Source organism: Pannonibacter anstelovis (assembly GCF_036881715.1).
Lineage (GTDB): Bacteria > Pseudomonadota > Alphaproteobacteria > Rhizobiales > Stappiaceae > Pannonibacter > Pannonibacter anstelovis.
This window is the reverse complement of sequence record NZ_JBAKBF010000001.1, coordinates 177,566-191,467: the sequence shown is the minus strand read 5'-3', so window position 1 is coordinate 191,467 and position 13,902 is coordinate 177,566. Positions and strand designations below refer to the sequence as shown.

Annotated in this window: 14 protein-coding genes and 1 pseudogene; 4 read left to right on the top strand and 11 right to left on the bottom strand. The window is 62.8% G+C overall.

Going from position 1 to position 13,902, the window contains the following annotated elements; translation table 11 throughout:
- Nucleotides 1-48: 48 nt before the first annotated feature.
- From ntrC to dusB, 3 genes are read right to left on the bottom strand one after another with little or no spacing between them, the layout of a single operon-like run.
- Nucleotides 49-1,488: a nitrogen regulation protein NR(I) gene (gene ntrC / locus V6L75_RS00885; protein ID WP_019966316.1), complete on the bottom strand. Its 1,440-nt coding sequence runs from the start codon at nucleotides 1,486-1,488 to the stop codon at nucleotides 49-51.
- A gap of 2 nt (nucleotides 1,489-1,490) precedes the next feature.
- Nucleotides 1,491-2,636: a two-component system sensor histidine kinase NtrB gene (locus V6L75_RS00880; RefSeq protein WP_334249655.1), complete on the bottom strand. Its 1,146-nt coding sequence runs from the start codon at nucleotides 2,634-2,636 to the stop codon at nucleotides 1,491-1,493.
- On the bottom strand, nucleotides 2,633-3,649 hold the full coding sequence (gene dusB / locus V6L75_RS00875; protein ID WP_334249654.1) for a tRNA dihydrouridine synthase DusB: 1,017 nt from the start codon (nucleotides 3,647-3,649) through the stop codon (nucleotides 2,633-2,635). The genes V6L75_RS00880 and dusB overlap by 4 nt, the downstream gene beginning before the upstream one ends.
- Before the next feature lie 217 nt (nucleotides 3,650-3,866).
- On the opposite strand from dusB, the pseudogene V6L75_RS21070 reads away from it, so the two are divergent.
- The 4 genes and pseudogenes from V6L75_RS21070 to V6L75_RS00850 all read left to right on the top strand — a co-directional run bounded on the left by V6L75_RS21070 (nucleotide 3,867) and on the right by V6L75_RS00850 (nucleotide 6,844).
- Nucleotides 3,867-5,135: pseudogene (locus V6L75_RS21070) on the top strand (bifunctional 2-C-methyl-D-erythritol 4-phosphate cytidylyltransferase/2-C-methyl-D-erythritol 2,4-cyclodiphosphate synthase).
- Between the two features lie 24 nt (nucleotides 5,136-5,159).
- Nucleotides 5,160-5,654, top strand: coding sequence for a CinA family protein (locus V6L75_RS00860; protein ID WP_334249651.1), 495 nt, complete (start codon nucleotides 5,160-5,162; stop codon nucleotides 5,652-5,654).
- Between the two features lie 103 nt (nucleotides 5,655-5,757).
- Nucleotides 5,758-6,216 carry a hypothetical protein gene (locus V6L75_RS00855; RefSeq protein ID WP_334249650.1) on the top strand — a complete coding sequence of 153 codons (459 nt, stop codon included), beginning with the start codon at nucleotides 5,758-5,760 and terminating at the stop codon, nucleotides 6,214-6,216.
- A gap of 172 nt (nucleotides 6,217-6,388) precedes the next feature.
- Nucleotides 6,389-6,844 (top strand): hypothetical protein, encoded by a 456-nt coding sequence (locus V6L75_RS00850; RefSeq protein ID WP_334249649.1) that lies wholly within the window; start codon nucleotides 6,389-6,391, stop codon nucleotides 6,842-6,844.
- Here V6L75_RS00850 and V6L75_RS00845 read toward each other — a convergent pair.
- The 8 genes from V6L75_RS00845 to V6L75_RS00810 form a co-directional block, all read right to left on the bottom strand.
- A complete protein-coding gene (locus tag V6L75_RS00845) occupies nucleotides 6,831-7,310 on the bottom strand; it encodes a type II toxin-antitoxin system RatA family toxin (RefSeq protein WP_334249648.1) in 480 nt (159 codons plus the stop codon). The two genes, V6L75_RS00850 and V6L75_RS00845, sit on opposite strands and share 14 nt — an antisense overlap.
- Nucleotides 7,311-7,367: 57 nt before the next feature.
- The gene (lipA, locus tag V6L75_RS00840; RefSeq protein WP_334249647.1) at nucleotides 7,368-8,351 is read right to left on the bottom strand and encodes a lipoyl synthase; all 984 of its coding nucleotides are present in this window, start codon (nucleotides 8,349-8,351) and stop codon (nucleotides 7,368-7,370) included.
- 54 nt (nucleotides 8,352-8,405) lie between these two features.
- On the bottom strand, nucleotides 8,406-8,852 hold the full coding sequence (locus V6L75_RS00835; RefSeq protein WP_334249646.1) for an acyl-CoA thioesterase: 447 nt from the start codon (nucleotides 8,850-8,852) through the stop codon (nucleotides 8,406-8,408).
- A gap of 53 nt (nucleotides 8,853-8,905) precedes the next feature.
- Nucleotides 8,906-9,142: a GlsB/YeaQ/YmgE family stress response membrane protein gene (locus V6L75_RS00830; protein ID WP_019966307.1), complete on the bottom strand. Its 237-nt coding sequence runs from the start codon at nucleotides 9,140-9,142 to the stop codon at nucleotides 8,906-8,908.
- An 81-nt stretch (nucleotides 9,143-9,223) separates the two neighbouring features.
- On the bottom strand, nucleotides 9,224-9,472 hold the full coding sequence (locus tag V6L75_RS00825) for a GlsB/YeaQ/YmgE family stress response membrane protein (protein WP_019966306.1): 249 nt from the start codon (nucleotides 9,470-9,472) through the stop codon (nucleotides 9,224-9,226).
- 131 nt (nucleotides 9,473-9,603) lie between these two features.
- A complete protein-coding gene (gene lpdA / locus V6L75_RS00820; RefSeq protein ID WP_334249645.1) occupies nucleotides 9,604-11,049 on the bottom strand; it encodes a dihydrolipoyl dehydrogenase in 1,446 nt (481 codons plus the stop codon).
- A 92-nt stretch (nucleotides 11,050-11,141) separates the two neighbouring features.
- Nucleotides 11,142-12,479, bottom strand: a complete 1,338-nt coding sequence (locus V6L75_RS00815; protein ID WP_334249644.1) for a pyruvate dehydrogenase complex dihydrolipoamide acetyltransferase — start codon at nucleotides 12,477-12,479, stop codon at nucleotides 11,142-11,144.
- A gap of 16 nt (nucleotides 12,480-12,495) precedes the next feature.
- Nucleotides 12,496-13,887 (bottom strand): pyruvate dehydrogenase complex E1 component subunit beta, encoded by a 1,392-nt coding sequence (locus V6L75_RS00810; protein WP_334249643.1) that lies wholly within the window; start codon nucleotides 13,885-13,887, stop codon nucleotides 12,496-12,498.
- Nucleotides 13,888-13,902: the final 15 nt, after the last annotated feature.

The window sequence follows — 13,902 nt, the reverse complement described above, 5'->3', positions numbered from 1 at the left end:
CCGGACGCATACCGCATCCGGGCCTTTTCATATCCCTTGCCCAGCCCCTCAGCGGCTGGAACGCATGACCTGCACGTCAAGATCGCGGATCTTCTTGCGCAGGGTGTTGCGGTTCACGCCGAGAAGCTCTGCTGCCTTGATCTGGTTGCCCCGCGTGGCGGCAAGGGCAGCACTGATCAGCGGATATTCCACTTCCCGCAGGATTCGGTGATAGAGGCCCGGAGGCGGCAGGGCATCGCCAAAATTGGCGAAATAGGTGTTGAGATAGCGCTCAACCGCCTGACCAAGATTGATCTCGCCCGTGGGCTCCTCGATGGCACTGGTGACAGCGGGCGTGCTCAGCTCCTGCTCGATGAGCCCCTCACCTATTACGTCCTGCGGATAGAGCGCGGCCAGACGCCGGACGAGGTTTTCCAGCTCGCGCACGTTGCCCGGCCAGCGGTAGCGGCGCAGCAGGTTCATGGCGGCCTGGTCGATCTGCTTGGCCGGCAGGCCTTCCTTCTCGGCCAGCGCAAAGAAGTGGCGCACCAGATCCGGAATATCCTCCACGCGCTCGCGCAGCGGCGGGAGGCGGATGGGCACCACGTTGAGGCGGAAGAACAGGTCCTCGCGGAACAGGCCCTGATTGATCAGCTGGCGCAGATCCTTGTTGGTGGCTGCGACGATGCGCACATCCGTCTTGATGGGCGTGCGCCCGCCGACGGTGGTGTATTCGCCCTGCTGCAGCACGCGCAAGAGCCGGGTCTGGGCTTCCATCGGCATGTCGCCGATTTCGTCAAGGAACAGCGTGCCGCCATCGGCCTGTTCGAACCGGCCAGAGGAACGGGCCTGCGCGCCCGTGAAGGCGCCCTTTTCGTGGCCGAAAAGCTCCGCCTCGATCAGATCACGCGGGATGGCGGCCATGTTGATGGCGACGAATGGCCCGTTACGGCGCTTGCCGTAATCATGCAGCGCGCGGGCCACCAGTTCCTTACCGGTGCCGCTCTCGCCGTTGATCATGACCGTCAGGTCAGTCTGCATCAGGCGGGCGAGCACCCGGTAGATTTCCTGCATGGCGGGCGAGCGGCCCACCAGCGGGATGGCCTCACCCATGTCGTCCATTTCCGCCGGTCGGCGGGATTTGGGCTCCTCAAGGGCGCGCGCGATGATGCCGGTCAGTTCCTTGAGGTCGAAGGGCTTGGGCAGATACTCGTAGGCGCCCTTTTCCGAGGCGCGGATCGCCGTCATGAAGGTGTTCTGCGCACTCATGACGATGACCGGCAGGTCCGGCCGAAGCTTCTTGATGCGCGGCAGAACGTCGAAGATGTTCTCGTCCGGCATCACCACATCGGTGACCACCAGATCTCCGTCGCCGGAACTGACCCAGCGCCACAGGGTAGCGGCGTTGGACGTCAGGCGGACGGTGTAGCCGGCCCGGGACAGGGCCTGATTGAGCACGGTGCGGATGGCGGCATCGTCGTCTGCAACAAGAATGGTGCCGGTCGGCATGGTCAGGCGGTCCTGTCGCTGGAGGTGGTTTCAGGTTCGGTAAAGGCTGGCATCAGGATGCGGAAGACGGTGCGCCGGGGGGCGCTGTCGCATTCGATGAAGCCACCGTGATCGCTGATCATCTTGGCCACAAGCGCAAGGCCCAGGCCCGAGCCGTTGGTCTTGGTGGTGATGAAGGGCTCGAAGATATGTGGCATCAGGTCTTCCGGCACGCCAGGGCCGTTGTCCTTGACGCAGAACTCCAGCGGCAGGCTGACCTTTTCCGATGTGCCGGGCACCGACAGGCGCACGCCCGGGCGGAAAGCCGTGGTGATGCGAATCTCGCCATCGGGATCATCGCCGATGGCTTCGCAGGCATTCTTCACCAGATTGAGGAACACCTGGATCAACTGGTCCCGGTTGGCATAGACCGGCGGCAGCGAGGGATCATATTCCTCGATGATGCGCTTGCCGCGCCCGAAACCGGTATCCGCAAGCCGCTTCACATGGTCCAGCACCACGTGGATGTTGACTGGCTCGCGTTCGATCGGGCGCTCGTCGGAGAAGACTTCCATCCGGTCCACGAGTTTCACGATCCGGTCTGTCTCGTCCATGATGAGGCGCGTCAGCGCACGGTCATCCTCGCTGGCGGACTGTTCCAGCAGCTGCGCCGCGCCACGGATGCCGGACAGCGGGTTCTTGATCTCATGCGCCAGCATAGCGGCGAGGCCAGTGACGGTGCGGGCGGCTCCACGGGAGGTGAGCTGGCGGTCGATCTTCTCCGCCATGCCCCGTTCCTGGAACATGAGCACAACTGCGCCCGGACGCTCCACCACGGGCGCGGCGTGAATGTCCACCACCCGTTCGGCGCCGATGCGCGGCGAGCCGATGTCCACCTTGTATTCATTGACCGGCGCACCGCGCTCGCGCACCTGCTCGATCAGGGTCAGAAGCGGGCTGCCGAAGGGCACAAAATAATCAATCGTGTGACGCCGCAGAAAAGATACGGACGAGCGCAGGAAGATTTCGGCGGCCATGTTGGCGGCCTCGATCACTCCATCAGGAGCGACCAGAAGTACGGGGTGTGGCAAGGAGTCCAGAATGGTCGGGCCATCGGTGGCGAGGGCCTCGGTGCGTCCTTCCACGGATTTCGCAGACGGTCCTGTCATGCGGCGCTCCGTTGGGGTTGATCAGAAAACCAGCTGCGGACGAGCCGCGTGACTGTGGCGGGGCTGTCGCTGGTCAGGATTTCCTGACGCAGGGCGGCGGGCACATCGGCGGTCTGGTCCAGATACCAGCCCAGATGCTTGCGTGCGATACGCCGGCCCAGCTTCAGCCCGTAAAGGGCAATGAGCGCGTCGTAATGTTCCAGCGCCAGGTCGCCGAGCGCATTTCCCTCGGGCGCAGGCTCCGGCTCTGTGCCATTGAGATGAGCGCCGATCTGCCCCGGCAGCCAGGGCCGCCCGTAGGCGCCACGGCCAACCATCACCCCATCGGCGCCAGACTGTTCCAGCATCGTCTCCGCCGCCTCGATGGACACACAGTCACCATTGGCAATGACGGGAATGCTGACGGCCTCAGATACGGCACGGATTGCCTGCCAGTCGGCCTCGCCCTTGTAGAACTGGTTGCGGGTGCGGCCATGAACGGTGACAAGCTGCACGCCCGCATCCTGTGCCCGGCGCGCCAGCTCCGGTGCATTCATGCAGTCCCGGTCCCAGCCAAGACGCATTTTCAGCGTCACGGGCACGGACACGGCCCCCACAGTTGCCTCGACCAGCGTCAGCGCATGGTCAAGATCACGCATCAGGGCCGAACCGGAATAGCCGGTGGTCACACGCTTGGCCGGGCAGCCCATATTGATGTCAATGATTGCAGCGCCTGCGGCTTCAGCAATACGGGCCGCTTCCGCCATCCAGTGCGGCTCACGGCCAGCCAGCTGCACCACATGCAAATCCAGCCCCTCGCCTTCCGCACGTGTACGGGTTTCGGCATCGCCCTCCACCAGCTGCTCGCAGGCCACCATTTCCGATACAACAAGCCCGGCACCGAAACGCGCCGCCAGCTTGCGGAAAGGCAGGTCCGACACGCCGGACATGGGGGCAAGAAAGGCCCGGTTCGCCAGAACATGAGGGCCGATCTTCAGGGAACTCTCAAAACGTGCAGCTACAGGTGTGCTCATATCGTGTGCATATCTCGATTTGCCTACACATTAGACATTTTTTGCGTTGCGGCAAGGGACAAGTTGTACGAGCCTCGGAAAATGAGTTGAGAACACCCCCGGAAAACCCTTAAGAGACAGGCACGAAACGCGGCCTGCCTCAAAACTGTCCATATGCGGCGGATGGCAGTCCTGATTGCCCCGGCGCATGAGGCAGCGCCACCAGCGGAAACCCTCGATGACGCGCAAGACATCTGCCCTGATCGTCGCTGCCGGACGCGGAACGCGTCTCGCCGATCCACAGGACAGGTGCCCCAAGCAGTATCTTGCCCTCGATGGAAGGCCTATGCTGGCCTGGACTCTGGAGGCCATTCTGCAAAGCCCGCATGTGGCCGATGCGCTTGTCGTGATCCATGCCGATGATGGCGGCCTCTATGAAGCATCGCTGGCGGCAGTGCAACCGGCCATGCGCGAAAGAATTCTGCCGCCCGCCATCGGCGGCGCCACCCGTCAGGCGTCCGTGCATGCCGGGCTGGAGTCGCTTGCCTCCCGGCCGGAAGAGCAGCTTCCCGCACATGTTCTGGTGCATGACGCCGCCCGCCCGTTCCTGATGGCCGTCACACTCGAACGAATGACGGATGCCCTTCAGGCCGGAGGACAGGCCGTGCTGGCCGCCCTGCCCGTGCATGACACGCTCAAGCGCGCCGGGCCGGATGGCTATGCCACCGGAACCGTGGACCGCAGCGGCCTATGGGCGGCGCAAACGCCGCAGGGCTTTGCCTTCGAGCCGCTGCTGGGCGCACACCGCCGGGCTGCTGCACAGGGCCAGAACCATTTCACCGATGACACATCCCTGGCCGAATGGGCCGGCATGCGTGTGCAGCTGGTGGAAGGTGCAGCCGAGACCTTCAAGGTAACCACCCGCGCTGACCTCGAGCGGGCGCGCGCCATGGCGGCGCTGATGCGCCGGCCTGTCAGCGAATAAGGAGCCAGCATGAAGCCCTGGTCTGAACTGCCGGATATCCGCACCGGCAACGGATATGACGTTCACGCTTTTGAAGATGGCGAAGCCGTCATTCTTGGCGGCATTGCCATTCCCTTTCACAAGCGCCTCAAGGGCCACTCGGATGCGGATGTCGCCCTGCATGCCCTGACGGATGCCATCCTCGGCGCCATTGCGGACAAGGATATCGGCGGCCATTTCCCTCCCTCCGACCCGCAATGGAAGGGGGCGTCCTCAGACCGGTTCTTGCAGCATGCGCTGTCACTGGTGGCGGCCCGCGGCGGGCGGGTGGCCCATCTGGATGTGACCATCGTCTGCGAAGCACCGAAGATTGGCCCGGTGCGAGAGGACATGCGCCGCAGCATCGCCGCCATCTGCTCCCTGCCGGTCGAGCGCGTTTCGGTGAAGGCCACAACCTCGGAAGAACTGGGCTTCACCGGGCGGCGCGAGGGCATCGCGGCTCTTGCCACCGCGACTGTCCGTCTGCCAGATTTGGGTGACTGAGGACCGGCAAAGAAGAGGCCCGTCATGACTGATCTCACGCAGTTGCGCCCCCGTGCCGAAGCGCTAGTCCTGAAATTGAAGAGTAAGGGCCTGATGATGACGGCCGCCGAATCCTGTACCGGCGGCCTTGTCTGCGCACTGGTGACGGAGATCCCCGGTTCTTCGGCCGTGCTGGACCGTGGGTTCGTCACCTATTCCAATGAAGCAAAGATGGACATGCTGGCTGTACCGGCGGACGTGCTTGCCCGCGCCGGTGCCGTCAGCGAAGAAACGGCCAGGGCCATGGCGGAAGGAGCGCTCGCCCATTCGCGGGCGGATGTCGCGGTCTCCATCACCGGGATTGCGGGCCCTGGCGGGGGCTCAACGGAAAAGCCGGTCGGTCTTGTCCATTTTGCTGCCGCTGGAAAAGACAGGCAGACACGGCATCTGGCCTGCCGGTTCGGCGATCAGGGGCGAGACGCCATCCGGGCGCTGTCGGCCGCCACAGCCTTGGAAATTCTGTCAAATTTGATCGACTGACAGAAGGGAATATCAAGACGGCTACACTATAGCATGACACTTGTGCTGAGCCCGCGCACCTGCTGGCCCGGCGCTGACAACGGGGCAGGTTGTTATGCGCGTCTTGATTATCCTGGCGGGAGCTCTTGCATCCCTTCTTCCGGCACGAGCCGAAGAAGCCGTAAAGGCGGGAGATTTCTATCTCATCTCACGGCAGGTCGATGGCACCTTTTACGGCAGCCATCAGGTTCTCGAAGAAGAGGCAGCCGGCTATGTCGCCGTCGCATACTGCGGCCGCAAGGTCTGGGTCCGGCCCAAGTCGGTAGCCTGGAGTCTGATGGAAGTTGAAAACAAGCGCCTTGTCAGACTGGAATACAGCAATGGACGTGGCTGGGTTGAGGTCTGCGCCAAAGCAGAGACGCATGTCTCCATGGCAGACATTGGCAGTGACGAGGACCCGCTGATCATCAGCAACGACGATTCTGCCAATCCCCTCCCCCCTGGCAGCAAATTGTCCCGGATCAGTGAAGCCTTCGCCAACAAGTCCGGCGGCAAGGTCAAAGGCACCTACCATCAGCAGTGACCGCACGCCTGCGGCAAAATTCCATGCTCCTGCACAACGACCGCAAGGCTGACGCAGGATTGACTTGATATTGCCTCCTTTGCAGGCAAAACTTCTAGTCGCAAAATGTGACAGGCAGGTCGGCGCAACCTGCAAGCGACCATAAGCCTGGCTCAAATCAGGGAATTGTGCCGTGGCGAGCCTTGCTGGTGTTCTTCTGGCCGTTTTTATTGCCGTCAGCGTCTTGCCCGCGGTGGGCCTGGCCCAGACGGCCGTACAATCGGCGGGTCAGCCACAATCAGGCGAGTTTCACATTATTTCCAGAGAAAATGGCCGGTTCCGCGGCAGCCATGTTGTGCTCCGCCGGGAACAGCAGGGTTTCGTTGCCGTGGAATATTGCGGGTCAACCTTCTGGGTTCGCCCCACCACCGTCGCCTGGACACAGAAAGAGGCAGAAGACGGTTACGAACTCAATCTGGAGAGCAGCGCCAATGGCCGGTGGCAAGCGGTCTGCCGCGACCCGCACACGCAGGTGAAGGTTCAGGACCTCAACCTGCCGGCCAATGTGGAGCGGGGCCTTACAGGCGATGCCCGTCCTCCACGGGAGTTCAGATTTCAGGAAATACGCCGGGCCTTTACCGGACGCTGACCGGCTGCCCGCTCTTGCGGCCGTAGACCTCATCTGCCCGCGCCTCAAAGGCTGAGGCAAACTTGCGGAAAGCCATGTCGAACATGGCGCCCATCAGGGCCGCAAAAGTCCGGCTTTTGAAATCATAAGAGATGAAGAAACCCACCCTGCAGCCGCCTTCCTCGCGCGGCTTAAAGGTCCAGCGGTTCTCCAGATGCTGGAACGGGCCATCCAGATACTCAACGAGAATCTGGTTCTGCGGCCTGTCCAGCACCACGCGGCTGGTGAAGGTCTCCTTGAACAGCTTGTAGGCGACCGTCATGTCGGCCACCAGCACCTCGCGCGTTTCGTCCAGCGGCTTGCGCCCGCGGATGACGAGGCTCTGGCAGAGCGGCACAAACTGAGGGTACTTCTCCACATCGGCGACGAGGTCGAACATGTCGCTGGCGCTGTGGGCCACGTCCCGGCTCGATTCAAATGACGGCATGTAAGTCTCTTCAGGCGCCCGGCAGTCCGGTTTCAACCGCCGGCGCTGTTTCTTGTGTCAGTGGCCCAGCTTCGCAGCGCGAGCGGCCCTCAGATCGGCAAAATCCTCGCCCGCATGGTGGGAGGAGCGGGTCAAGGGGCTGGCAGAAACTTTCAGGAAGCCCTTGGCATAGGCGATCTTTTCATAGGCCTTGAACTCTTCCGGCGTGACGAAGGAGAGCACCGGATGATGCTTCTTCGAGGGCTGGAGATACTGGCCGATGGTGAGGAAGTCCACGTCCGCCGTCCGCAGGTCATCCATCAGCTGGAGCACTTCGTTGCGCTCCTCGCCGAGGCCAACCATGATGCCGGACTTGGTGAACATGGTGGGATCCAGTTCCTTCACCCGCTGCAGCAGGCGGATGGAGTGGAAATAGCGCGCGCCGGGGCGGACCTTCAGGTATTTCGACGGCACCGTTTCCAGATTGTGGTTGAACACATCCGGCTTGGCCTTCACGACGATCTCCAGCGCACCTTCCTTGCGCAGGAAGTCGGGCGTCAGCACCTCGATGGTGGTCTTCGGCGCCTTGGCGCGGATCGCCGCAATCACATCGGCAAAATGGTTCGCGCCGCCGTCATCCAGATCATCCCGGTCCACGGAAGTGATGACCACATGCTCAAGACCCATGGTGGCAACCGCCGTGGCGATGCCTTCCGGCTCGTTCTTGTCCACGGCACCCGGCATGCCCGTCCGCACGTTGCAGAAGGCGCAGGCGCGGGTGCAGGTGTCGCCGAGGATCATGAAGCTGGCGTGCTTCTTCGACCAGCATTCACCGATGTTCGGGCAGCCCGCTTCCTCGCACACGGTGACAAGCTTGTTCTCGCGCACCACCTGATGGGTTTCGCGATAGACAGGCGACGTCGGCGCCTTGACGCGAATCCACGCAGGTTTCCGGGCGACCGGATTGTCAGGCCTGTGGGCCTTTTCCGGATGCCGGGGCTTCGCGTCGTCTGCGCTCAGTGCAGGAGCCGGACGGTTCAGGGTGTCGAGGATCGTTACCATGGCATCCAAATGTCGTGAGCAGCGCAGAAGGTCAAGTGCCTCATTGCCGCGGTGTCATGCGTTTTCGGAAGATCCGCTCAGCGCAGCGAAGCGGCCGGCGGTTTCGGGCGACAGGGGACGGGATTTACGGGTGGCTTCATCCATCTGCACCACCACGGACACGGCCCGCGCGACACAAGCGCCATTCTGGAAGACAGCTTGCTCCAGCGTGATGGAACTGCGGCCAACCGCCTTGACCCGCGTGCCGGTCACAACAGTGCCCGGCCATGTCACTTCGGCCAGAAAATCCAGCTCCAGCCGGGCAATGACGAAGGCTGCGCCATCGTCCGCAAGGCTTTGCTGCAATTTGCCCGCACCATATAGCACCTCGACTCGTCCGGTCTCCAGAAAGGTGGCGAAGACAGCATTGTTGACATGGCCCTGACGGTCCGTGTCGCGATAGCGCAGCTTGTCCTCGCTGTGCAGCGGATAGTCACTCAGACTTGGCAAATCACCCGGCATGATGCCCCCTACCCTTCACCTTTATCCTGCGGCGCCCTTCTCCTGTGCGCCTGTCAGCGGCCTCTGATCTTGCGCCAGACGAACAGGAACAGAATGGCCCCGACTGTCGCCACAACCAGCTGGTCGATGAAGCCGCCGGTCAGATTGAGCCGCAGCATTTCGGCGAGCTTGCCGCCAACAAGCGCACCGATCAGCCCGACGACGAGGGAGCCGAAAAAGCCGCCCCGGCTGTCAAGCACCCGGTGGGCGATGGCGCCAGCCAGCAGCCCGATGATAATCCAGAAAATCATGCGCTGTGCCTCCCCTGCTTCCGGCACTGCCGCCGGAAGCGCTCAGTTGCTCCGGAAGACCCTCCGCTCAGGCCGGTAGGATCAGGCCAATATGCGGGCGACGAAGACCACAACGACGGCGCCGATGGCCGCCACGGCAATCTCGTTGGCAATGGCATTGCCCAGGTTCAGAGAAAACCCGAAGTAATGCATCAGAAAGCCGCCAACGACGGCACCGGCAAGACCGGTCAGGATGTAGCGGATCAACCCGCCGCCGCCAGTGATGAAGCTGGCGATCCACCCGGCAACAAGGCCAATCAGCGCCCAGATGATCACGGTCTGAAGTGTCATGATGCAGTCTCCCTATTGACGTGCTGCCTTATCAACACTGAAGACACCATCGAGGTTCCGCAAGAGCTACGGCCTAGTAATAATGCCAAGAGGGCCGCCTCTCATGCGAGGGCGGCCCTGCAGGGTTTCCGTCAGGCGTTCAGCGCCCGCCCATAGGCGTCCAGAACGCTTTCCTTCATCATTTCCGACAGGGTCGGATGCGGGAAGATCGTGTGCATCAGATCTTCCTCGGTCGTCTCGAGGTTCATCGCCACAACGAAGCCCTGGATCAGCTCGGTCACTTCCGTGCCGACCATGTGGGCACCCAGCAGTTCGCCGGTCTTCTTGTCGAAGATGGTCTTGATGAGGCCATTGTCCTCACCCAGCGCAATGGCCTTGCCGTTGGCTGCAAAGGAGAAGCGGCCGACGCGGATGTCGCGGCCCTGCTCCTTGGCCTTGGCTTCGGTCAGACCAACAGAAGCGACCTGCGGGTTGCAGTAGGTGCAGCCCGGAATCTTGCCCTTGTCCATGGCGTGAACGCCCGGCAGGCCTGCGATCTTCTCGATGCAGATGACGCCTTCGTGCTCGGCCTTGTGGGCGAGCATCGGGGGGCCAGCCACGTCACCGATGGCATAGAGCCCCGGAACGTTGGTCTTGCCGTAGCCGTCGATGACCACGCAGCCGCGGTCGGTCTTCACGCCAAGCGCCTCGAGGCCGAGGTTCTCGATGTTGCCCTGGACGCCGACAGCGGAAATCAGGCGGTCAGCGGTGATCTGGGTCACCTTGCCGTCTTTGGTCTCCACATGGGCGGTAATGGAATTGGCGCCCTTCTCGACCTTGGCAACCTTCGCCTCAGTCATGATCTTCATGCCGCGCTTTTCCAGTGCCTTGCGGGCGATGGCGGAGATTTCGGCATCTTCCACCGGCATGATCTGGGACATGACTTCGACGACAGTCACGTCAACGCCCATGGAGCGGTAGAAGGACGCGAACTCGATGCCGATGGCGCCCGAGCCCATCACGACCAGCGACTTCGGCATGAAGTCCGGCTTCATCGCCTCGAAATAGGTCCAGATCAGCTTGCCATCCGGCTCGATGCCGGGCAGCGCACGCGGACGGGCACCGGTGGCGATGATGATGTGCTTGGCCGTGTAGGTGCCTTCGCCCTTCACGCCCTTGGGCGCGGGGTGCTGCGGCTCGACGGCGGGCTTGGAAGACTTGCCGACGACGATCTCACCCGGCTTGGTGAGCTTGGCTTCCCCCCAGATGACGTCGATCTTGTTCTTCTTCATCAGGAATCCGACGCCGCCATTGAGGCGGGCCGAAACGCCGCGCGAACGGGTAACCACGTCCTTGATGTCAGCGGTCATCTTGCCTTCCAGCTTCAGCCCGTAGGACTTGGCATGGTTGGCGTGATCGAGAATTTCAGCGGAGCGCAGCAGCGCCTTGGTCGGAATGCAGCCCCAGTTGAGGCAGATGCCGCCCAGATGCTCGCGCTCGACAATGGCAGTCTTGAAGCCGAGCTGGGCCGCACGGATCGCGGTCACATAACCGCCGGGGCCCGACCCGATGATGAGGACGTCATAGCTATCGGCCATGGAAGTTCCCTCGCCTTTGTTTCGCAAGAATGTCGCGTTCTGTTTTCAAGACAGAAAGGCCCCGGACCTGCCGGGGCCTCGCTGAGGGTCACTCAGACCAGCATGCTCATCGGGTTCTCGATGTAGCCCTTGAAGGCGCCGAGAAGTTCCGCGCCCAGAGCGCCGTCCACGCAGCGGTGGTCGGTCGAGAGCGTCACCGTCATGACAGTGGCCACGGACAGTGTGCCATTCTTGACGACAGGACGCTGCTCGCCCGCGCCGACCGCCAGAATGGTGGCATGCGGCGGATTGACCACGGCCGAGAAGCTCTTCACGCCCATCATGCCCATGTTGGACACGGCGGTGGTGCCGCCCTGGTACTCTTCCGGCTTCAGCTTGCGGTCCTTGGCGCGCTGACCCAGGTCCTTCATCTCGTTGGAGATGGTGGACAGGGCCTTCTGCTCGGCGCTGCGGATGATCGGGGTGATCAGGCCGCCCGGGATCGACACGGCAACGCCGACATCGGCGTGCTTGTGCTTGACCATGGCATCGTCCGTCCAGGAGACGTTCGCATCCGGCACATCGCGCAGGGCCAGAGCCATGGCCTTGATGACCATGTCATTGACCGAGAGCTTGTAGGCCGGCTTGCCGTCCTTGGACTTCGGCGCAGCGTCGTTGAGCTGGGTGCGCAGGGCCAGAAGCGCGTCGAGTTCGCAGTCAACCGACACGTAGAAGTGCGGGATCGTCTGCTTGGACTCGGTGAGGCGCTTGGCAATGGTCTTGCGCATGCCATCGTGCGGCACCAGCTCGTAAGAGCCTTCGGCGAAGAGCTTGAGCACCTGCTCCTTGGAAGGACCAGCGGGCGCTGCAGCGGCAGCCGCCTTCGGAGCCTCGGCAGGAGCTGCGGCGGCAGCAGCCGGAGCAGCCTTGCCGGTGCCGGACTTCAGAGCGGCTTCGATATCGCGCTGGACGATGCGGCCATGCGGGCCAGAGCCTGCGATTGCCTTGAGGTCCAGACCGTTCTGCGACGCCAGACGGCGGGCAAGCGGCGAGGCAAAGATGCGCTCGCCCGATGCGCTGACCGGAGCCGGGCCGGCATATGCCGGTGCAGCAGCGGCCGGAGCCGGAGCCGCTTCAGCCTTGGCCGGAGCAGCTTCCGCCTTGGCAGGCGCAGCAGCAGGCGCTGCCGAGACAGCCGAAGCATCCTCGTCTTCACCGGCGAGCACGGCGATCAGGCTGTTGACCTTTACGCCCTGCGTTCCGGCGGCGACGACGATCTTGGCGACCGTGCCTTCGTCCACGGCTTCCACTTCCATGGTCGCCTTGTCGGTTTCGATCTCGGCGATCACGTCGCCGGGAGAAACCTTGTCACCTTCCTTCACCAGCCACTTGGCCAGGTTGCCCTCTTCCATGGTGGGAGAGAGGGCCGGCATTGTGATGTTGATCGGCATTGCGGCCTCCCTCGCCTCAGTCCCTGTAGGTGACAGCCTTCACGGCGTCGATGACTTCCTTGACAGACGGCAGAGCCAGCTTTTCAAGGTTTGCGGCATAGGGCATCGGAACGTCCTTGCCGGTCACGCGCAGGATCGGGGCGTCGAGGAAGTCGAAGGCCTTTTCCTGAACCTGATAGCCGATTTCCGAGGAAACCGAGCAGACCGGGAAGGCTTCTTCCACCGTGACGCAGCGGCCCGTCTTGCGGACGGACGCAAGCACCGTGTCGATGTCGAGCGGACGGATGGTGCGCAGGTTCACGACTTCCGCCGAGATGCCCATGGCTGCCAGTTCGTCCACGGCCTTCATGACATAGGTCATGCCGATGCCCCAGGAGACGATGGTCACGTCCGTACCGGCACGCTCGATCTTTGCCTTGCCGATCGGCAGGACGAAATCATCGACTTTCGGAACCTCGAAGGACTGGCCGTAGAGGATCTCGTTTTCGAGGAAGATGACCGGGTTCGGGTCGCGGATGGCCGCCTTCAGCAGGCCCTTGGCATCGGCAGCAGACCAGGGCTGGATGACCTTGAGGCCCGGAATGTGGGCATACCAGGAGGCATAGTCCTGGCTGTGCTGTGCACCCACGCGGGCCGCAGCGCCGTTCGGGCCGCGGAACACAATCGGAGCGCCAAGCTGGCCGCCGGACATGTAGAGCGTCTTGGCAGCGGAGTTGATGATGTGGTCAATCGCCTGCATGGCGAAGTTGAACGTCATGAACTCGACGATGGGCTTCAGGCCCGTCATGGCAGCGCCCGTGGCAAGACCGGCAAAGCCGTGCTCGGTGATCGGCGTGTCGATGACGCGCTTGGCACCGAACTCGTCCAGAAGACCCTGCGTGATCTTGTAGGCGCCCTGGTACTCGGCAACTTCCTCACCCATGATGAAGATGTCGCCGTCGCGGCGCATTTCTTCAGCCATGGCATCACGCAGTGCTTCGCGCACGGTCATGGACACCATTTCGGTGCCGGCCGGTGCGTCACTGTCGGCAGTGCCGGACGTGACGGCCTGCGCAGGAACCGGAGCAGCGGCAGCCGGAGCGGCAGCAACAGGCGCAGCAGCAGCGGCCGGAGCCGGTGCAGCCGCCGGAGCCTGAGCGCTGGCATCAATCGCAGAGGCGTCTTCGCCTTCGGTGAGGAGCACGGCGATCTTCGTGTTGACCTTGACGTTCTCGGTACCCTCGGCCACCAGGATCTTGCCCATGGTGCCTTCGTCCACGGCTTCCACTTCCATGGTCGCCTTGTCGGTCTCGATTTCGGCGATCACATCGCCAGACTTCACGCTGTCACCCTCGGCCTTGAGCCACTTGGACAGCTTGCCCTCTTCCATGGTCGGCGAGAGAGCCGGCATCAGAATATCGATCGGCATGTATTCCCCCCGGCC